This window comes from Amycolatopsis sp. CA-126428, from assembly GCF_002904335.1.
GTDB lineage: Bacteria > Actinomycetota > Actinomycetes > Mycobacteriales > Pseudonocardiaceae > Amycolatopsis.
The window spans coordinates 37,809-60,094 of the sequence record NZ_PPHF01000046.1; the positions used below are offsets into that span (position 1 = coordinate 37,809).

3 protein-coding genes are annotated in these 22,286 nt (G+C 74.6%); all 3 read right to left on the reverse strand.

Features of this window, described 5'->3' with window-relative positions; translation table 11 throughout:
- Positions 1–25 precede the first annotated feature (25 nt).
- The 3 genes from C2L58_RS13120 to C2L58_RS13130 are packed head-to-tail and all read right to left on the reverse strand — an operon-like array spanning position 26 to position 22,205.
- Positions 26–1,231: a cytochrome P450 gene (locus C2L58_RS13120; protein ID WP_103337854.1), complete on the reverse strand. Its 1,206-nt coding sequence runs from the start codon at positions 1,229–1,231 to the stop codon at positions 26–28.
- Positions 1,228–2,481 (reverse strand): MFS transporter, encoded by a 1,254-nt coding sequence (locus tag C2L58_RS13125; protein ID WP_103337855.1) that lies wholly within the window; start codon positions 2,479–2,481, stop codon positions 1,228–1,230. The genes C2L58_RS13120 and C2L58_RS13125 overlap by 4 nt, the downstream gene beginning before the upstream one ends.
- Complete coding sequence (locus tag C2L58_RS13130; protein ID WP_103337856.1) at positions 2,478–22,205, reverse strand: non-ribosomal peptide synthetase; 19,728 nt, start codon at positions 22,203–22,205, stop codon at positions 2,478–2,480. Before C2L58_RS13130 ends, C2L58_RS13125 begins: the two co-directional genes overlap by 4 nt.
- Positions 22,206–22,286 lie beyond the last annotated feature (81 nt).

Here is a 22,286-nt window from a genome sequence, read left to right on the forward strand (position 1 = left end):
CCCATCGGCGTCAGCCGAGGGCCGCTCAGGCCCGCTCCACGTCCAGCGGCAGGTGCCGGACGCTCACGATCACCGACGGGTTCTGGAACACCACCGGCGCGTCCGTCGCGACCGCCAGATCGCGGTAGCGCTCGAACAGCACCTCGAACGCGATCCGGCCCTCCAGCCGCGCCAGCGGCGCGCCGAAGCAGAAGTGGATGCCGTGGCCGAACGTCAGGTGCGGGTTGGGGGTCCGGGCCGGGTCGAACGCGTCCGGCCGGTCGAAGAACGCGGGATCCCGGTTGGCCGCCGCCAGGTCCGCCATCACGATCGAGTTCTCCGGGATGCGGTGGCCGCCCAGCTCGATCTCGCGGGTCGTGCGGCGGCCCAGCTCGGGGAACGGCGGCAGCAGCCGGAGCACTTCTTCCAGCGCCGCCGGCAGGCCGGCCGGCGAGGACCGCAGCGCCGCCGCCGCGGCCGGGTTGCGGTCGAACGTCACGATCGCGTTGCCCAGCAGCGCGGTGGTCGTGATGTGGCCCGCGATCAGCAGCAGCGCGACGAACCCCACGATCTCCTGGTCCTCGAGGCGCTCGCCGTTGAACTCCGCCTCCACCAGCCGGCTCGTCAGGCCCGGGCCGGGGTGGGCGCGGTGGTGCCGGATGTGGTCGAGGATGTAGGCGTTCATCTCGCGGATCGTCGGGGCGATCGCGTCGAGGGCCCGCTGGATGTCGGCCATGTCGGCCGACTCCCCCAGCTGGTCGCCGCTGAAGAGGACCTGGGCCCAGCGGGTGAACAGCGGGCGGTCCGCCACCGGGACGCCGAGCAGCTCCGCGATCACGATGATCGGCAGCGGGTACGCCAGCGCGTCGACGACGTCGAAGCGGGACGCCCCGCCGACCTCGTCGAGCAGCTCACCGGCGATCGTCCGGATCCTCGGCTCGAGGCCGGCCACCACCCGCGGGGTGAACGCCTGGCTGACCAGCGTGCGCAGCTTGCGGTGGTCCGGCGGGTCCATCCCGACGAAGTTGCCCTTGCGGAAGGTCTCGAAGTCCTCCTGGACCGGCGTGAGCCCGCTGAAGTCCGACGAGAACGCCGCCGGGTCGGACAGCACCCGGGAGACGCCCGGGTGGTCGAGCACCCGCCACAGCCCCCGCTCTTCGTCGTGGTGCACCGGGCCGCGCTCGCGCAGCTCGGCCGAGCGCGCCAGCAGGTCTTCGAAGGCGAACGCGAGGTCGGGTTCCTGGGTGGTCATGACGTCTTCTCCTCGGTGGTCGTCGGCTCGGGGGCGGGAACGAGGGTGTCGCTGCGGGGGAACCGGCGCAGGGTCGGGCTGACCGTGACGACCAGGGTGACCAGGGCGATCCCGGCGGCGCACAGCACGACGGCGCCGGTGCCGGGGAACGCCTGCACCACCAGGCCGCCGAAGGCGGGCCCGGTCGCCGCGGACACCCCGCCGATCACGCCCATCACGCTGGTCAGCCGGCCGCGCAGCCGGTCCGGGGTGAGCAGCAGCTGGTAGGTCCCGATCGTCGTGTTGGCGGTCGGCGGGAGCAGGGCCATGGCGACGAACAGCGCGCCCAGCAGGTAGCCGTCGTGGATCACGGCCGCCAGCGGGGTCAGCAGGGTCAGCACCCAGAACACGCTCATGATCGACACGTACGGGCTGAGCCGCCGCTGCAGGTAGGGCGCGATCAGCGACCCCACGACCCCGCCGACGCCGAGCATCGCGGCCATCACGCCGATCTCGCCCGAGGTGACGCCCCGCTCCTTGGCCAGCACGATGATGACGATGTAGTAGGCGCTGAAGAAGAAGTTCAGGCTCACCGCGCACGCCACCGTGACGCGCACGTGCCGTTCGCTCCACACCCAGCGCAGCCCCTCGGCCATCTCCCGGCCGAGGTGCCCGCCCTCCAGCCGGGCGGCCTCGCGGCGCGGCGCCCGGACGAAGGTCAGCGCGACCAGCGAGACCAGGTGCACGAGCACGTCGAAGGCGAACGGGACGGCCCGCCCGATGCCGTAGAGGAACCCGCCGACCGCGGTGCCGGACAGCTGGCCGAGGGCGCCGCGCGCGGAGTTCATCGCCACCGCCGTGGGCAGCTGGGCCGGGGGCACCACCCCGGCCAGCATCGCGCCTTCGGCCGGGCCGAACAGCGACCGGCAGCAGCCCATGACCGCCGCGACCGCGATCAGGTGCGGGATGCTCACGCCGTCCCACCAGATCGCCGCCACCAGGCTCGCCACCGTCACCGCGTACGCCGCTTCGCAGCCGAGCAGGATCTTCTTGCGGTCCCACCGGTCCGCCAGCGCGCCGGCGGGCAGCCCGGCGACCAGCTGGGCCATCGCGTCGACGCCGAGCACCAGCCCGGACAGCGCCGGCGAGCCGGTCACCGCCAGCACCAGCAGCGGCAACGCGATCATCGACGCGCTGAACCCGGCCTCCGACAGCGCCTGGCTGCCCCACAGCAGCCCGTAGTTGCGGTTGCGCGAAAGCCGCGTGGTCACCGCCGCTCCTTCCGGTGGCCCGGGGCCTGGCAGTCGGCGGCGATCCGCCGCAGGGCGCCCGCGAAGTCGCCGGCCACCGCTTCGACGGTCCGCCGGTCGTGCCGGCCGGGCTGGTAGATCAGCGAGAACACCAGCTCGCAGTCCTGGACCGCGCCGACCAGGTCGAGCAGGTGCGGGTGGTGCTCGGCCGGGTCGTGGTCGAGGCCGAGCGAACCGCAGGCGGCGGCGTAGAGGCTGTCGGACACCGTCCCGGCGCCCCCGGAGCCGTCCCACTGGCCGAGGTAGTTGAACGAGATCTCCGGCTGCGGCCCGGTTTCCGCGAGCTGTTTCCGGACGTCCGGGTCGCCGAGGTGGCGGAGGGCACCGTAGCCGAACCCGTTGCCCGGCATGGCCCGCAGCTGCTTGCGGACGGACTTGACGAGCGTCCGCCAGTCGGGGGTGCCGGTGTCCTCGAGGGACAGCGCGACCGGGAACAGCGTGGTGAACCAGCCGACGGTCCGGTTGAGGTCGACACCGTCGAGGATGTCCTCACGGCCGTGGCCCTCCAGGGCGATCGAAACGTCCGGGCGGCCGGTCCACCGGGCCAGCGCCCAGGCCAGCGCGGCGAGGAGGACGTCGTTGACGCGCGTGCGGTAGGCCGACGGCGCCGACCGCAGCAGGGCGTCGGTGTCGGCGGCGTCCAGCGCCACGGTGACTTCGGCGGTACCGGTATCGGCGTCGGCGTCGGTGGTGTCGTGGTCGACCGGCAGCGCGCCCGAGGCGGGCAGGCTCGTCCAGTACGCCAGTTCGTCGTCGAAGCCGCCGGCACGGACGTGGTCACGCAGGCGGTGCGCCCAGTCCCGGAACGACGTCGTCCGCGGCCCGAGGTCGACCGGGACGCCCCGGGCGGCCTGGCGGTAGGCGGTGTCGAGGTCGTCGAGCAGGATCCGCCAGGAGACGGCGTCGACGACGACGTGGTGCGCGGCCAGGAACAGCCGGGGCCGCCACGCCGGATCGGCGGTGACCAGGACGGCCGCCAGCAGCGGGCCTTCCGCGAGGTCGAACCCGGCGTGGACGCCGTCGGCGATCCGCTCCAGCGCGGCCGCCCGGCCGGGCGCGGGTACGGCGGTCAGGTCCTCGCGGCGCAGCCCGGGCACCGGCTCGACGTCGGCGTTGTGCTGGCGCCAGCCCTCTTCGGTGCGGGTGAACCGCATGCGCAGGGCGTCGTGGTGGGTCCACACCGCGGCCAGCGCCCGCTCGAGCGCGCCGGCGTCGAAGCCGTCGGCGAGCTCGAGCAGCATCGACTGGTTGAAGTGGTGCGGGTTGACGGTGTGGGTGGCGAAGAACCAATCCTGGATCGGGGTCAGCGGGACCTCGCCGACGACCGGCCCGTCCGCCGCCGCTTCCCCGGCCACCGTGCCGGCTTCGGGCGCCAGCGCGGCCACGGTCTGGTGCAGGAAGATGTCCTTCGTGGACACCCGCAGCCCGGCCTGCCGGGCCCGGGACACGACCTGCATGCTGAGGATGGAATCGCCGCCCAGCTCGAAGAAGTTGTCGGCGGTGCCGACCCGGTCCAGGCCGAGGACCTGGGCCCAGATCTCGCAGAGCGCGCGCTCGGCCGGGGTCACCGGCTCGACGTGGCGGGTGGCCGGCTCGGCCGCGGCGGCGACCGCGGGCAGGGCGCGGCGGTCGACCTTGCCGCTCGGCCCGAGCGGCAGCGCGGGCAGCTCCAGCAGCGCGGCGGGCACCAGGTGCCCGGGCACCGACCGGCTGAGGAACTCCCGCAGTTCGCCGGCGCCGACCGGGCCGGCGCCCGGTTCGGCGACGAAGCAGGCGACCAGGCGCTTGTGCCCCGACTCGTCCTGCTGGACGGCGGCCACCGCGGCGGCGACGCTCGCGTGGCGGGTCAGCGCCGCCTCGACTTCGCCGAGCTCGATGCGGAAGCCGCGGACCTTGACCTGGTCGTCGGCCCGGCCGGTGAACTCCAGCTGCCCGGTGGCGGTCCACCGGACGACGTCACCGGTGCGGTACATCCGCTCCCCCGGCGCGCCGAAGGGGTTGGCGGTGAACCGGTCGGCGGTCAGGCCCGGCCGGTCGAGGTAGCCGCGGGCCAGGCTCGGCCCGGCGACGTACAGCTCGCCGGCCACGCCGACCGGCACCGGCTGGAGCGCGGCGTCGAGCACGTAGCCGCGGGTGTTCGGGATGGGCCGGCCGATGGGTGGCGGCGTGCCCGGTTCCAGGGGGTCGCTCCAGGTCGCGACGATCGTCGATTCGGTGGGGCCGTAGGCGTTGATCATCCGCCGGCCGGGCGCCCACCGGTCGACGAGCTCCGCCGGGCAGGCGTCCCCGCCGACGACGAGGGTGCGCAGGTCCGGCAGGTCGGTGGCGGGCACGGTGGCCAGCGCGGCGGGCGGGATCAGGGTGTGGGTGATCCGGTGGGCGGTGAGGAACTCGGCGAGGGGTTCGCCGAGCAGCGGCTCGGGCGGCACCACGACGAGCGCGGCGCCGCTGGGCAGGGCCAGGCAGAGCTCCAGGATGGACGCGTCGAAGCTGGGCGAAGAGTAGGCCAGGACGCGATCCCCTGCGGTGACCTGGAGGTGCTCGGCTTCGGCGGCGGCGAAGGAGGCCAGCCCGGCGTGGGTGACGACCACGCCCTTGGGACGGCCGGTGGAGCCGGAGGTGTAGATGACGTAGGCGGGGTGCTCCGGCCGGACGGGGACGGGCGGAGCGGGTTCGCCGCCGAACAACTCGGGGTCGTCCAGGGACAGCACCGGCACGTCATCCGGGACCGGTGGGGCCAGCCCCGCCAGCGTCAGGACCAGGGCCGGGCGGGCGTCGGCGAGCATGAACGTGATGCGCTCGATCGGGTAAGTCGGGTCCACCGGGAGGAACGCTCCGCCCGCCTTCAGGACCGCGAGCTGCGCCACCACGATCTCCACCGACCGCGGCAGGGCCAGTGCGACGATCCGCTCCGGGCCGATGCCGTGCCCGGCCAGCACCCGCGCCAACCGGGATGCGCGGCCCTCCAGCTCCGCGTAGGTGAGGGTCTCGCCCGCGATGACCGCCGGTGCGTCCGGCGTCCGCCGCGCGCGGGCCGACACCAGTTCGGGCAGCGTGCGCGGCTCCACCGGGACGGCCGTGTCGTTCCAGGCACCCAGGACCAGCTCGCGCTCGGCCGCGCCGATCAGCGGCAGCCGGGCCAGCGGCCGGTCCGGGTCGTCCGCGACGCCCGCCAGCAGGACACCCAGGTGGGTGGCCAGGCGGTCGATCGTGGCCGCGTCGAACAGGTCCGTGTTGTACGTCAGCGCCGCGCGCAGGACTTCGCCGTCCGGCTGGAACTCCAGCGTCAGGTCGAAGTTCGCCGCCGTCGCCGGCTGCGGGAGCTCTTCGGTTTCGAGACCGGGCAGGCTGGTTGCCTCGCGGGGGCTGTTCTGCAGCACCACCATCACCTGGAACAGCGGCGTGCGGCTCGGGTCGCGGCCGGGCTGCACCGCGTCGACGACCCGGTCGAACGGCAGGTCCTGGTGGTCGAACGCCGCGCGGACACCCGCCCCGACCTCGTCGAGGAACGCCGTGAACGCCAGGTCCGGGCGGACCCGCGAGCGCAGCACCAGCGTGTTGACGAAGAACCCGACGAGCCCTTCGAGCTCGGGCCGCTCCCGGCCGGAGGTGACCGTGCCGACGGCCACGTCGTCCTGGCCGGCCCAGCGGCCGAGCAGCACCTGGCACGCGGCGACGAGCGTGGTGAACAGGGTCGTCTCGCGCTGCCGGCTCACCTGCTCGAGCCGCGCGGTCACCGCCGCCGGGACGACGACCTCGCGCGTCGCGCCGCGGGTGGTGCGCACCGGCGGGCGGGGCCGGTCGGTGGGCAGCTCCAGCGGCGTGAGGTCGCGCAGGCGCCCGGCCCAGTAGTCGACCTGGCCGGCCAGGACCCGCTCGGCGAGCCGGCCGCGCTGCCAGGCCGCGAAGTCCGCGTACTGCACCGGCAGCGGCGGCAGGTCCGCCGGTTCGCCGCGCAACGCGGCCGCGTAGAACGCCCCGACCTCCTCGGCGATGAGCCCGTTCGACCAGCCGTCGGTGACGATGTGGTGCACCGCCACGGTGAGCACGTGCTCCTCCGGCGCGAGCCGGATCAGCTTGGCCCGCAGCAGCGGCCCTGCACTGAGGTCGAAGGGCTGTTCGCCGTCGGCACGCAGGATGGTCGCGAGCTCCTCCTCGCGAGCGTCGACGACCGGCAGCGGAACCGGCGACGGCGGGTGCACGACCTGGACGCCGTGGCCGTCGGCCGAGCCGAACGTGGTGCGCAGCGGTTCGTGCCGGGCGACCAGCGCGGTGAACGCCTCGGCGAGCGCGCCGACGTCCAGTGCGCCGCGCAGGCGCACCGCGGAACTGGTGACGTACTCGGTGCCGCCCGGCTCGAACTCGTCGAGGAACCACAGGCGCTGCTGGGCGAAGGACTGCGGCAGCTCGCCGTCCCGGGGCACGGCCGGGATCGGGTCCTGGGCGGTGGCCCCGACGGTTTCGATCGCGGCGGCGAGGCGGGACACCGTCGGGTGCGCGAACACCGCTCGCGGCGACAGCGACACGCCGCATTCGGCCAGCAGCCGGGACACCAGCCGGATGCTGAGGATCGAGTCGCCGCCGAGCTCGAAGAAGTTGTCCTGCGCGCCGACCCGGTCGACCCCGAGCAGCCGCTGCCAGATGTCGGCGACGGCGCGCTGGGTCGCGGTGGCCGGCTCGGCGTAGGGCCGCCGGGACGCCACCGGGCCGTCCGGGGCGGGCAGCGCGCGGCGGTCGACCTTCCCGTTGCGGTTCAACGGAAGCGCGGCCAGCACGAGCACGACGGCGGGCACCATGTACTCGGGCAGGGACGCGGCCGCGTGGCCGCGCAGCCCGGCGGGGTCCGCGGTCCGCCCGGCGGTGAGGACGACGTGCGCGATCAGCCGCCGCGTGCCGGCGGCGTCCGTGTGGACGGTCGCGACCGCCTGGGCGACCGCCGGGTGGGCGGCCAGCACGGCCTCGACCTCGGCGAGCTCGATCCGGAACCCGCGCAGCTTGACCTGGTCGTCGGAACGGCCGAGGAACACCAGCTCGCCGTCCGCGCCGCGCCGGACGACGTCGCCGGTGCGGTACATCCGCTCCCCCGGCGCGCCGAACGGGTCGGGCACGAACCGCTCGGCGGTCAGGCCGGGCCGGCCGAGGTAGCCGCGGGCCAGGCCCGCACCGGCCAGGCAGAGTTCGCCGGGCGCCCCGGCGGGCAGCGGCCGCAGCTCGGCGTCCAGCACGTACGCGCGCATGCCGTCGAGCGGCCGGCCGATCGGCACGGGCTCGGGCACGCCCGCCCCGCCGGTCATCCGGAACGACGTGGCGAAGGTGGTCGTTTCGGTGGGGCCGTAGCCGTCGACCACGACGAGGCCGGGGCAGGCGGCCTGGACCGCGCGGACCACGGCGGGCGGGACGACGTCGCCGCCGGTCCACACCTCGCGCAGGCCGCGCAGGCCGTCCGGGGCGTCCTGGGCGAGCAGCCGGAAGAGCCCGGCGGTCAGCCACGCCGCCGTCACCCCGTGCGCGGAGACCGCGCGCCGCAACGATTCCACGGTGAGGTCGGGCCCGTCGGGCAGGACCGTCGCGCCGCCGTTGAGCAGCGGGACCCACAGTTCGTAGGTGGAGGCGTCGAAGGCCAGCGGCGAGTGCGCGAGCACCCGGGTGTGGGCGCCGCCGGCGAACCGGCCGTCCTGGGCCAGCGCGGTGATGTCGCGGTGGCGCACGGCGACCCCCTTGGGGACGCCGGTGGAGCCGGAGGTGTACATGACGTAGGCGAGGTTTTCGGGCACCACGGCGGATTCCGGCGCGGTCCGCGAGCGCCGCTCGCCCACGGTCAGCACTGGTCCACTGTGGACGGCTTCGGCGGCCGGCACCCAGGTGTCGCCGGAAACCACGACCGAGACCCCGGCCTCGGCGAGCACGGCCCGCAGCCGCTCGTGCGGCGCCCGGGTGTCCAGGGGCACGTAGGCCGCGCCCGCCTTGAGCACGGCGAGTTCGGCGACGACGTGCTCGACCGAGGGCTCCAGCAGCAGCCCGATCCGGTCCTCGACGGCGACACCCAGTTCGGCCAGCCGTGCGGCCAGGTGGTTCGCCCGCTCGTCGAGCTCGGCGTAGGTCAGGGTCCGGTCGCCGGCGAGCACGGCGACGTCGTCCGGACGCCGCCGCACCTGGTCGGCGAACAGCGCGGGCACCGTGGACGGTGTCCCGGCCGCACCCGGGCCGTGGGCGTCCGCGAGCACCCGGGCGCGCTCGGCGGCGGCGACCCACGGCACGCGGGCCAGCGGGCGGTCCGGGTCCGCGGTGACGGCGTCGAGCAGCCGGCCCAGCCGGTCGGTCAGGGCCGCCGTGGTGTCGCGGTCGAACAGCGCCGGGTCGTAGGCGAGGTCGAGCGCGAGTCCTTCGTCGAGGGACGCGCGCAGGCACAGCGGGAAGTTCGTGGCGTCGGCCGAGGCGACCTCGACGACCCGGGGCGCGCCCGCGGTGGCGGGTTCGCTGATCGGGTAGTTCTCGAACACGACCATGCTGTCGAACAGGTTCTGCCCCGCCGGGACGTCGCTGAGCGGGCGCAGCCGGGCCAGCGACACGAAGTCGTGGTCACGGGCCTCGCTCTGGGCCGTCTGCAGCTGCCCGAGCCACCGCGCGACCGGCTGGGTGCCGTCGATGCGGACGCGGGTGGGGATGGTGTTGATGAACAGCCCGATCATCGTTTCGACGCCGGCCAGGTCGGCCGGGCGGCCGGAGACCGTGGTGCCGAAGACGACGTCACGGTCGCCGGAAAGCATCGCCAGCAGCAGCGCCCAGCCGCCCTGCACGACGGTGTTGACGGTCAGGCCGTGGGTCCGGGCGAACTCCCGCAGCCGCAGCGTCGCGGCCGGCGGCAGCTCGATCCGCACCGAATCGGTGGACCGGGACTGGTGGGCTTCGGCCGGCGGGCGGTCGTAGGGCAACGCGGTCGGCGCGTCGAAGCCGGCCAGGGTGTCCCGCCAGAACGCGTCGGCCGCGGCCTGGTCGCGCCCGGCCAGCCAGCCGAGGTAGTCGCGGTACGGGCGCCGGGTGACCAGGGCCGGGCGGACGCCGGCGGTCGCGGCGGCGTACTGCTCGCAGGCTTCGGCGAAGACCTGCGCGGAGCTCCAGCCGTCGAACAGCACGTGGTGGGAGGTCCACACGAGGTCGACCTCGTCGCCGGGCAGCGCGCCGATCGTCAGCCGGGTCAGCGGGGCCCGGGTCAGGTCGAACGGGACGGCCCGGTCGGCCGCCAGGGCGTCCCGCAGCGCGGCTTCGCGCTCTTCCGGGCCGAGGTCGCGCCAGTCGTGGTGGGTGACCGGCAGGGTCGCGGCGCGGTCCACCACCTGCACGGGCTCTTCGACACCCGTCCAGACGAGCCGGGTGCGCAGCACCGGGGTCCGGTCGACGACCCGCTGCCAGGCCGCGGCGAGCGCGGCGGGGTCGGTGACGCCGGCGAGGCGGATGCGGACCTGCTCGAAGTAGGCCGGGGAGCCGTCGTCGACCAGGGTGTGGAACACCATCCCGGCCTGCAGCGGGGTCAGCGGGTAGACGTCCTCGACCGCGCGGCCGTTGCCGGCCACGGCGTCCAGCTCGGCCGCGCTCAGCCGGGCCAGGGGGAAGTCCGACGGCGTGCGGCCGCCGGCGTCCGGGCCGGCGCAGTGCTCGACGATTTCGCGCAGGGCCGTGAGGACCTGCTCGGCGAGCCCGCGCACGGTGTCCTCGTGGTGCACGCCGGGGGCGTAGGTCCAGGCGAGTTCGAGCCGGCCGCCGTCGACGATGCCGACGACGTCCAGGAGGGCCGTGCGCGGCCGCCAGGGGTCGATGTCGTCGCCGAGGTCGCCGCCCCAGCCGCGGTACAGCCCGCCGTCGTCGCCGCCGGCGGTCCACTGCCCGTGGTAGTTCAGGGAAATCTGCGGCACCGGGTCGTCGTGCCGCCGCAGCGCGCCGTAGCCGAGGCCCTTGCCGGGGATGGCCCGCAGCTGCTCCTTGACGGCCTTCAGGGTCGAGCCCCAGTCTTCGGTCGCGGGGAGGGTGAGCGCGACCGGGTACTCGGCGGTGAACCAGCCGACCGTGCGGGACAGGTCGAGGTCGTCGAAGATTTCCTCGCGGCCGTGCCCTTCCAAGCCGACGAGGACGCGTTCACGGCCGGTCCAGCGGGCCAGTACCCGGCCGAGCGCGCCGAGCAGGACGTCGTTGATCTGCGTGCGGTAGACCTCGGGCACCTGGTGCAGCAGGGCGTCGGTGGTGGCGGAGTCCAGGCGGACGGTGACCGTGCGGGCGCTTCCGGCGGTGTTCTCCCCCGCCGCGTCCACCGGCAGGTCCGGGTCGACTCCGTCGAGCGCTTCGCTCCAGTACGGTTGTTCGGCGTCGAACGGGTGCCCCGCGAGGCGGTCCGCCCAGCGGAGGAAGCTGACCGGCGCCGGGCCGAGGTCGGCCGGCCGCCCGGAAACCACCTGGCGGTAGGCGGTTTCCAGGTCGTCGAAGAGGATGCGCCAGGACACGCCGTCGACCACCAGGTGGTGGACGACCAGCAGCAACCGCGGTGCCCGCCCGGGAGCGGTGATCAGCGCGGCCGCGACGAGCGGGCCGCCCTCGACCCGCAGCGCCGCCCGAGCCTCGGCCGCGACCGTGCTGATGTCCACAGTGTCTCCATCGGGCACGTGCCGCAGCGCCGGGATTTCCGCGTCGGGCCGGAATTCCTGCCGCCAGCCGTCGCCGGTGCGGGTGAACCGGGTGCGCAGGGCGTCGTGCCGCGCCAGCACCGCGCCCAGAGCCGTTTCCAATGCGGGAACGTCCACGTCCGGGTCGAGTTCGGCGAGCGTGGACATCGTGAAGTGGTCGTGGTGGCCGGTTTCGAAGAACCACCGCTGGATCGGGGTGAGGGGCGCCGAGCCGGTGAACGCGGCTTCGGGCTCGGCGGCCGCTTCGGCGCCGGCGACGAGCGCGAGCTCGGCGATGCTCTGGTGGCGGAAGACGTCCCGGGAGGTCAGGCGCAGGCCGCGCCGCCGGGCCCGCGAGACGACCTGGATGCTGAGGATGGAATCCCCGCCCAGGGCGAAGAAGTTGTCGTCGACGCCCGGTTCCGCGACGCCGAGGACATCCGCCCAGATCTCGGCCAGCAGCCGTTCGGTCGCGGTGCGCGGCGCGGTCCGGCCCTCGGCCGGGGCCGGGTGGACGGCGGGCGCGGGCAGCGCGCGGCGGTCGACCTTGCCGCTGGTGGCCAGCGGCAGCCGGTCCAGGGGGACGAACACCGACGGCACCAGGTGGTCGGGCAGGGTTTCCTTCAGCTCCGCCCGCAGCCGGGCCGGGTCCATTGTGGAACCCGGGACGACGTAGGCGACCAGCCGGGCGTGGCCGTCGTCGCGGCGGGCGACGACGACCGTGTCGGCGACCTCGGGCAGGGCCCGCAGCGCCGCCTCGACCTCGCCGGGCTCGATCCGGAAGCCGCGGATCTTGACCTGGTCGTCGACGCGGCCGAGGTACTCCAGGTAGCCCTCGGCGGTCCAGCGGGCGCGGTCGCCGGTGGCGTACACCCGGCTGCCGGGCGGGCCGAACGGGTTGGCGCGGAAGCGGTCCGCCGTCAGCCCGGGCCGATTCAGGTAGCCGCGGGCCAGCTGGACGCCGGCCAGGTGCAGTTCGCCGGGCACGCCGATCGGTGCCGGACGCAGCCGGTCGTCGAGGACGTAGGCCCGCACGTTCCCGAGCGGGCGGCCGATCACCTCGCGCGCGGTCTCGCCGATCCGGCAGAAGGTGGCGTCGACGGTGCACTCGGTCGGGCCGTAGAGGTTGAACGCGGTGACGCCGTCGAGGTCGCTCAGGTCGCGCCACAGCGCTTCGCCGACGGCTTCTCCCCCGACCAGCAGCACCGGAGGGCAGTGTCCCGCTTCCAGCAGGTGCCGGACGAACAACGGTGTCGAGTTGACCAGATCGATCTCGTGCTCGGCGACATACCCGGCGAGCAGGGCCGGGTCGAGCCGGGTGTCGCCGTCGATCACGTGCAGCTCGTGCCCGGCCGTGAGCGTCAGCAGCACGGTTTCCCAGGACGCGTCGAACGAGAAGGCGGCGGTCAGCGCCACCCGCAGCCGGTCCTTCCCGGCCGCGGCGGTGAACTGATCCCCGTGGTCGACGGCGAAGTTGGCCAGCGCGCGGTGGGTGACGAGCACACCCTTGGGCGTCCCGGTCGAGCCGGAGGTGTAGATCGCGTAGGCCGCGTGGTCCGGGCTGATCGGGGTGCGGAGGTTCGTGTCGGTTCCGTCCGCGACCACCGGTTCGGTGACCACCAGGACCGGCCGGGCATCGGCCAGCAACGCTTCCCGCCGCGGGGCGGGCAGCTCCGGGTCCAGGGGCAGGTAGGTGGCACCGGCTTTGAGGACGGCGAGGATCGTGACCACGGCTTCCGCGGACCGCGGCAGGGCGACCGCCACCAGCCGCTCGGGCCCGGCACCGCGGGCGACGAGCACCCGCGCGGCCCGGTTGGCGCGGGCGTTCAGCTCCGCGAAGGTCAGCGTCGTGTCGCCGCTGACCAGCGCGGTCGCGTGCGGAGTCCGGGCGGCCTGGGCCTCGAACAGCTCGACGACGGTCGTGTCCGGCATCGCCCGGCCGGTCGCGTTCCACGTCTCGACGACGAGGTCGCGTTCGGCGGCGGGCAGCAGGGGCAGCGCGTCGACCGGCCGGTCCGGGTCGGCCACGACCGCGGTGAGCAGCACCGTGAGGTGCTCGGCGAAGCGCCGCATCGTCGCCGCGTCGAACAGGTCGGTGTTGTAGTTCAGCAGGCCGCGCAGCCCGTCGGGCCGCTCCTCGAACTCGACGCTCAGGTCGAAGCCCGCGGTGGTCATCGGCAGCGTCAGTTCACCGGCGGTGAGCCCGGCGAGGGCGGGCAGGCGGTTGCCGGCGTTCTGCAGGGTCACCAGCACCTCGAACAGCGGGGTGCGGCTGGGGTCGCGGTCGGGGCTCAGCTCGTCGACGATCCGCTCGAACGGCACTTCCTGGTGGGCGAAGGCGTCCAGGACCGTCCGGCGGACGGCACCGAGCAGCTCGCCGAAGCCCCGCCGACCGTCCACTCGGGACCGCAGCACGACGGTGTTGACGAAGAGGCCGACGAGGTCCTGGACCTCCGGGTGGTCGCGGCCGGAGGTCACGGTGCCGACGGCGACGTCGTCCTGGCCGGACCAGCGGCGCAGCACCAGCTGGCAGGCCGCGACGAGCGCGGTGAACAGCGTCGTGTCGCGGTCGTGGCTCAGCCGGCGCAGCCCGGCGAGGGCCTCGGCGCCGAGAGCGAACTCGTGCTCGGCGCCGTTCGACGTCCGGGTGGCCGGGCGCGGGCGGTCGGCCGGCAGGTCCAGCGGGCGCAGGCCCTCGAGCTCGTGGCGCCAGAAGCCGAGCTGCTCGTCGAGGAAGGCACCGGTGAGGCGCTCGCGCTGCCACGCCGCGAAGTCCGCGTACTGGACGGACAGCGCAGGCAGGTCGACCCGCTCGTCGCCGTAGAGCGTGGCCAGCTCGCCGACGAGGACACCCATCGACCAGCCGTCGGTGATGATGTGGTGCAGGGACAGCACGAGCGCGTGGCCGTCCGCGGCCAGGCGGACCAGCCGCGCCCGCAGCAGCGGGCCCCGGGCGAGGTCGAACGGCCGGGCGAGGTCCTCGGCCAGCAGCCGCCGCAGCTCCTCCTCCACCGCCGGGCCCGAGAGGTCGGTGACCGGCAGCGCGAGCTGCCACGGCTCCCCCACGACCTGGCGGGGGCGGCCGTCGACGGCCGGGAACGTGGTGCGCAGCGATTCGTGCCGGGCGATCAGCGTGGTGAGCGCGCGGCCGAGCGCGTCGGGCCGCAGGGCGCCGCGCAGCCGCACGCCGAAGACCGTGACGTGGTCGGTGCTGCCGGGCGCGAAGTCGTCGAGGAACCAGAGACGCTGCTGGGCGAAGGACAGCGGCAGCTCGGCGTCGCGGGCCACCGGGGTGATCGCCGCGGTCAGCGGCGTGGCGGACGCGGCCGGCAGCGCGGCCGCCAGGCCGGCCACCGTCGGGTGGTCGAACACCGTGCGCGGGGACACTTCGACGCCGAAGGCCTCCCGCAGCGCGGAGGTGAACCGGATGCTGAGGATGGAATCCCCGCCGAGGGTGAAGAAGTTGCCGTCGGCCCCGACGCGCTCCAGGCCGAGCGTGGTGGCCAGCACGGCCGCGACCGTGCGCTCGGCTTCGGTGCGGGGTTCGGCGAACTCGGCGCTTTCCGGCGCCGCCGCGGCGGGGGCCGGCAGCGCGCGCTGGTCGAGCTTTCCGTTGCGGGTCAACGGCAGTTCGTCGAGCGTGACGAACGCCGAGGGCACCATGTAGTCCGGCAGCGACCGGCCGAGGTGCTCCCGCAGCCGCGCGGTGCTCGGCGGCTCCTCCGGCGTCGCGGCGACGACGTAGGCGACCAGCCGCTTGCGGCCGGGCTCGTCTTCGCGGGCCAGTACCGCCGCCGAGCCGACTTCCGGGAGCGCGAGCAGGGTGGCTTCGATCTCGCCCGGCTCGATCCGGAAGCCGCGGATCTTCACCTGCTGGTCGGCGCGGCCGTGGTAGCGCAGGGCGCCCTCGCGGGTGCGGGACACCCGGTCGCCGGACCGGTACATCCGGGAGCCGGGCGCGCCGAACGGGTCGGCGACGAACCGGGCGGCGGTCAGCCCGGGGCGGCCGAGGTAGCCGCGGGCCAGGCCGTCGCCGGCGACGTAGAGCTCGCCGGGCACCCCGGCCGGGACCGGGTTCAGATCCGCGTCGAGGACGTACCCGCGCAGGTCGGGCAGGGCGGTGCCGATGAGTCCCGGAGCGTCCACTGTGTCCCTGTCGGACACGAGGTCGTGGTGGGTGACGTGCACGGTGGTTTCGGTGATGCCGTACATGTTCACCAGCCGCGGCGTGCGGTCGCCGTGGCGGCCGAACCAGCCGGCCAGCCGGCGCGTGTCCAGGGCCTCGCCGCCGAAGACCACGTACCGCAGCGCGAGCCGGGCGCCGGCCTCCGGATCGTCCTCGTCGGCCCGGACGAGCTGGTAGAACGCCGACGGCGTCTGGTTGAGCACGGTGACACCCTCGTCGGCCAGCAGGCGCAGGAACTCCCGCGGCGACCGGGACACCGCGTGCGGGACGACGACGAGCCGGCCGCCGTGCAGCAGCGGACCCCAGATCTCCCACACGGAGAAGTCGAAGGCGTAGGAGTGGAACAGCGTCCAGACGTCCTCGGCGCCGAAGCCGAACCGGGCGCCGGTCGCGGCGAACAGGCGGGTGACGTTGCGGTGCGGGATCACCACGCCCTTGGGCAGCCCGGTCGAGCCGGAGGTGTAGATGACGTAGGCGGGGTGGTCCGGCGTGCACCGCGGCGGCGGGTCGGTCTCCGGGCCCGTCTCGACGTCGACGTCTTCCGGAGCGAGGACGGCGACGGGCTCGGTGTCGGCGAGCATCCGGTCGACGCGTTCGGCCGGCGTGGCCGGGTCGATCGGCAGGTAGGCGGCCCCGGCCTTGAGCACGGCGAGGATCGCGACGACCTGCTCCGGCGAGCGCGGCAGGCGCAGCGCGACGAACCGCTCCGGCCCGGCCCCGAGCTCGATCAGCCGGTGCGCCAGCCGGTTCGCCCGCGCGTTGAGCTCGGTGTAGGTCAGGGAGACGCCGTCGCCGGTGAGGGCGACCGCGTCCGGGTGCGCCACGACCTGGGCGGCGAACAGCTCGGTGATGGTGGGGGCGGGCAGCGACGGGGGCCGGCCGGCGGTGAGCCCGGCGCGGTCCTCGGCCGACAGCCACGGCAGCCGCGCGATCGGGCGGTCCGGGTTCTCGGCCAGCCCGAGCAGCAGGGTCTCCAGCCGGGCCGCCATCGCGGCGGCGGTCTCCTCGTCGAAGAGGGCCGGGTCGGTGCCCAGCTCGAAGCCCAGGCGCCGGTCGACGTAGGCGCGCAGGGTGACCGGGAACGTCGTGGCGTCGAGGGCGGTCACCTCGCGCAGGGTGACACCCGCCTGCGCGGCGGCGTTCTCGTCGAAGGGGTAGTTCTCGAACGCGACCATGCTGTCGAACAGGTTCTCCCCCGGCGGGACGTCGCTGAGGGCGCGCAGCTTCCCGAGCGCGAGGAAGTCGTAGCGGCGGGCCTGGTTCTGCTCGTCCTGCAGCCGCCGCAGCCACGGCAGCACCCGCTCGCCGCCCTCGATCGACGTCCGGGTCGGGACGGTGTTGATGAACATCCCGATCATGGTCTCCACGCCCGGCAGGTCGTCGGGACGGCCGGAGACGGTGGTGCCGAACACGACGTCGGACTCGCCGCTGGAGTGGGCCAGCAGCAGCGCCCAGGCGCCCTGCACGAGCGTGTTGACGGTCAGGCCGTGGCGCCGGGCCACCTCCCGCAGCCGCGCGGTGTCCTCAGTGGACAAAGACGTCCGGACCGTCCGCGACGAGCGCGTCCGGTGCGCCTGCGCCGGGGACCGGTCCCACGGCAGCGGGGTCGGGGCGGCGAAGCCGGCCAGCACCCCGCGCCAGTGGTCTTCGGCCGCGGTGACGTCCTGCGCGGCGAGCCAGCCGAGGTAGTCGCGGAACGGCCGGTGCGCCGGCACCCGCGGGATCCGCTGCTCGGTGAGCGCGGCGTACTGCTCGCACACCTCGGTGAAGATCTGGGCGAGGCTCCAGCCGTCGAGCACGATGTGGTGGGAGGTCCACATCAGCAGCACGCGGTCGTGGGTCAGCGCGATGATCGCCAGCCGCATCAGCGGCGCCGTGGTGAGATCCAGGCCCGTGGCGGCGTCGGCGGCCGAGAGCCGGTCCAGCTGGGCGCTCTGCTCGGCTTCGGACAGGCCACGCCAGTCGTGGCGGGTGATCGGGACGACCGCCCGGTGCCGCACGACCTGCACGGGGTCCTTGACGCCCTCCCAGACGAGTTCGGTCCGCAGGACCGGGGTGCGGTCGGCGACCTGCTGCCAGGCCTGCGCGAAGGCGTCGGGGTCGCGAACACCGTCCAGGAGCATCCGCGCCTGGTCGACGTAGGCGTCGGCGGTGGGATCGAGCAAGCTGTGGAACAACATGCCCGCCTGCAGCGGGGTGAGCGGGTAGATGTCGTCGACGGCGCGGCCGTCGCCGGCAATCCTGTCCACAGTGGATTGGTCGAGCCGGGCGAGCGGGAAGTCCGACGGCGTGCGGCCGCCGCTGCCGGGTCGCGCGCAGTGGGCGACGATCTCCCGCAGGCCCGCGAGCATCGCCTCGGCCAGCTCGCGGACGGTGCCGGAGTCGTTGACCTGGTCGGAGTAGGACCACGTCAGCGACAGCTCGCCGGATTCGACGACGCCGGTCACGTCCAGCTGGTAGGTGCTGGCCCCGTCCGGGGCGACGTCGGCGCCCGGGCTGTCGTGCCGGCCGCGGAACAGCCCGTCGGCACCGGCCTGGGCGTCCCAGCGGCCGTGGTAGTTGAAGCAGATCTGCGGCAGCGGGAACGCCTGCAGCGCGTGACCCGGCGCGCCGGGCTCGCCGAGGTACCGCAGGGCTTCGTAGCTCAAGCCGCGGCGCGGGACCGCCCGCAACTGCTCCTTGACCGCCTTGAGGGTGGCGCCCCAGTCCCCCGACGGCGGCAGGTCGAGCGCCACCGGGAACTGCGTGGTGAACCAGCCGACGGTGCGGGAAAGATCGACGCCGTCGAGGAAGTCCTCGCGCCCGTGCCCCTCAAGGGCGATCAGCACCCCGTTTTGCCCCGTGCGGTCGGCCAGGGCCCGGCCGAGGGCGCTCAGCAGCACGTCGTTGACCTGGGTCCGGTAGGTGGCGGGGACGCGGTGCAGCAGCGCGTCGGTGTCCTCGGCGCCGAGGGTCACGGTCAGCGTGCGGGTGGAGCCGGTGGTGCCCGCGCCCGCGTGGTCGGCGGCCAGTGCCGCCGGGACCCGGCGCGCCACCCGCGTCCAGTGTTCGAGGTCGTCGTCGAAGCCGCCCGCGCGGACGTGCTGCTCCAGCAGGTGCGCCCACTGGGTGAACGGCGTGGCGGTGGCCGCGAGCCGGACCGGCGCGCCGGCGACGATCTGGCCGTAGGCGGTTTCGAGGTCGCCGAGCAGCAGCCGCAGCGAAACGCCGTCGGCCACCAGGTGGTGCACGGCCAGGAACAGCAGCGGCGGCCGGGTGCCGCGGGCGAGCAGCGCCGCGCCGGCCAGGGTGCCGGTCGCCGGGTCCAGGCCGGCGCGCACCTGCGCGGCCGCGGCCTCGATACCGGCGCGCTGCCCGGCTTCGCCGAGCGAAGACAGGTCCCGGATCCGCAGGACGCCGGTCGGCGGCTCCGGCGCGACCTCCTGCCGCCACTGCCCGTCGACGGTGAAGAACCGGGTCCGCAGGGCGTCGTGGTGGGCGACGACCGCGTCGAGGGCGGTCCGCAGGGCCTGCTGGTCGACGCCGCCGGGCAGCTCGAGCAGCTGCGACATGGTGAAGTGGGCCAGCGGCCCGTGGGTGGCGAAGAACCAGTGCTGGATCGGGGTGAGCGGGGCCGGGCCGGCGACCGGGCCCGCCGCCGGGGGGTGGATCGCGGTGGTCTGCACCGCGGTCGCGAGCCCGGCGATGGTCTGGTGCAGGAAGATGTCCCGCGAGGTGAGCCGCAGGCCGGCCTGGCGGGCCTGGGCGACCACCTGGATGCTGAGGATCGAGTCGCCGCCGAGGCCGAAGAAGTTGTCCTCGACGCCGATGCGGTCGTTGCCGAGCACTTCGGACCAGATCGCCACCAGCTGGTGCTCGACGGCGGTGCGCGCGGGCACGTAGGCCTGGCCGCTGTCCGACGGCGCGTCGGGGGCGGGGAGCGCCCGCCGGTCGACTTTGCCCTGGGGGGTCAGCGGGATCGCGTCGATCGGGACGAACGCCGAGGGCACCAGGTAGTCCGGCAGCGTGGCCCGCAGGGCGGCGCGCAGCTCGTCGGCGGTGGGCGGCACCGGTCCGGCGCCGACGACGTAGGCGACCAGCCGGGCGTGGCCGCCGTCCGGCCGGTTGGCGACCACGACGGCCGCGGCGACCTCGGGCAGGCGGGCCAGCGCGGCCTCGACCTCGCCCGGCTCGACCCGGAAGCCGCGGATCTTCACCTGGTCGTCGAGCCGGCCCAGGTACTCCAGCTGCCCGTCCGCGGTCCAGCGGACCCGGTCGCCGGTGCGGTACATCCGCTCCCCCGGCGCCCCGAACGGATTGGCGACGAAGCTCCCGGCCGTCCGGCCCGGGCGCCCGAGGTAGCCGCGCGCGAGCTGCGCCCCGGCGAGGCACAGCTCGCCGGGCACGCCGGCGGGCACCGGCCGCAGGGCCTGGTCGACGACGTAGGCGCGCGTGTTGGCCAGCGGCCGGCCCAGCACCGGGCGGGCCGTTTCGCCGACCCGGCACGACACCGCGTCCACGGTGTACTCGGTCGGGCCGTAGAAGTTGTGCGCCACGGTGACTTCGGCGCCGGCGAGTTCCCGCCAGAGCGTGTCGTCGAGGGCTTCGCCGCCGAGCATGAGGATCTTCGGCCGGTGCCGCGGATCGGTCAGCAGCCCGGCGGGGATCAGCCGGCGCAGGTAGGTCGGGGTGAGGTCGAGGAAGTCGATCCGGCGCTCGGCGATGTGGTCGACCAGGGCGTGGGCGTCGAGCCGGACGTCGTCGCCGATCAGGTGCAGCTCGTGGCCGTCGGCCATGAGCAGCGGGCCTTCCAGGGACGTGTCGAACGACAGGGTGGCGGTCAGCGCGACCCGCAGCCGCCGTCCGGGCGGGGCGAAGTCGTGGCGGTGGTTGAAGAGCAGGTTGGTGAGGTTGCGGTGCGGGACCGCCACCCCCTTCGGGCGGCCGGTCGACCCGGACGTGTAGATGACGTAGGCCGTGTTGTCCGGCCGCAGCGGGGCGAGCCGGTCGGCGTCGGTGAGGTCCGCGGCGGAGTACTCCGGCGGTACGGCCGCGAGTTCCGCGGTCGTGAGGACCAGGGTGGCCCCGGCGTCCCGCAGCAGCAGCTCCTTCCGGTCGGCGGGCAGGGCGGGGTCGATCGGCAGGTACACCGCACCGGCCTTCAGCACCGCCAGGAAGGCGACGATCGCCTCGGCCGTCCGCGGCAGCTCGAGCGCGACGACCCGCTCGGGGCCGGCGCCCAGCACGACGAGGTGGCGGGCCAGGCGGTTGGCGAGCGCGTTCAGCTCGGCGAAGCTCAGCGCGATGTGCCCGGCGACGAGCGCGGTCTCGTCCGGGCTGCGCTGGGCCTGCGATTCGAACAGCTCGGTGACGGTGGCCGCGGGCACGTCCAGCGCGGTTTCGTTCCACTCGGTGAGCAGCCGGTGGCGTTCGTCCCCGGTCAGCAGCGGCAGCTCACCGACCGGGCGCGTCGCGTCGGCGGCGATCGCGGTCAGCAGCACGGTGAGGTGCTCGCCCAGCGCGACGGCGGTCCGCTCGTCGAACAGGTCGGTGTTGTACTCCAGCGAGCCTTCGAGCGCGTCCGCGGACGGCTGGAACTCGACGGTGAGGTCGAAGTTGGCGGCGCGGCGGACCACCTCGACCGGCTCGGCGGTCAGCCCGGCGAAGTCGGCCGGCCCGCCCTGGCTCCCGTGCAGCAGCACCATCGCGTCGAACAGCGGGTTGCGGCTGGCGTCGCGATCGAGGCGCAGCGCTTCGACGAGCTTCTCGAACGGGGCTTCGGCGTGCTCGAAGGACTCCAGCACGGTCGTGCGGACGGCGTCGAGGAGGGTCCCGAACGGCACGCTCTGGTCCACAGTGGACCGAATGACGACGGTGTCGACGAAGAAGCCGACCGTCCGCTGCAGTTCGGGCCGGTTCCGGCCGGAAACCACGGTGCCGACGGCGATGTCGTCACGGCCGGTGTAGCGGGCGAACAGCACCTGGCAGGCCGCGACCAGCACGGTGTAGAGCGTGGTGTCGTGGACCCGGGCCAGCTCGGCCAGCCCGGCCGCGACCTCGCCCGGGACGCGGAAGCCGTGCACCGCACCGGCCGTCGTGCGCACGGCCGGGCGCGGCCGGTCCGACGGCAGGTCCAGGGGTTCGACGCCGGCCAGCTGGGTCGTCCAGTAGGCCAGGTGCCGGTCCAGCGCCGGCCCGGCGAGCCGGTTCCGCTGCCACACGGCGAAATCGGCGTACTGGACCGCCGGTTCGGGCAGCTCGGCGGCTTCGCCCCGGACGGCGGCCGCGTACAGCGTGCCGAGCTCGCCGACCAGGATGCCCATCGACTCGCCGTCGGTGACGACGTGGTGGGCGGTGATCAGCAGGACGTGGTGCTCCTCGGCGACCCGCACCAGCAGCAGCCGCACCAGCGGGCCGCGGCGCAGGTCGAACGACCGGCCGTACTCCGCCTCCAGCACCTCGTCCAGATCGGCCGGCCGCAACGCGGGGTCGGTGGTCAGGTCGACCGTCCGCACCGGGATCTCCGGAGTGCCGTGGACGACCTGCACCGGGGTGCCGCCGGCGTCGTCGATGGTGGTGCGCAGGGATTCGTGGCGAGCCACCAGCTGCGCGAGCGCGCCGGTCAGCGCGCTCGTGTCGAGCGGCCCGGTCAGCCGCAGCGCCACCGCGCTGTTGTACTCCGCGTCCCCCGGGCGGAACTCGTCGAGGAACCACAGGCGCTGCTGGGCGAACGACAGCGGCAGGGCGTTCTCCCGCGGCGCCCGGCCGATCACGTCGGACCGCTCCGCCCGCCCGGCCAGCCGGCGCTTGAGCGTCTCCCGCAGTTCCGCGGGCAGCGCGTCGATGCGGCTCTTCCTCGAGGTGGTCATCGCTTTCGTTTCCTCACAACACGAGTCGGGGTGGTCAGCTCGTCGTGAGTGGTAATTCGGGTTAGAACCCGAATTACCACT

Coding starts and splice junctions, on each gene's coding strand:
- C2L58_RS13120 (WP_103337854.1), bottom strand. CDS start 1,231: ATGACCACCCAGGAACCCGACCTCGCGTTCGCCTTCGAAGACCTGCTG.
- C2L58_RS13130 (WP_103337856.1), bottom strand. CDS start 22,205: ATGACCACCTCGAGGAAGAGCCGCATCGACGCGCTGCCCGCGGAACTG.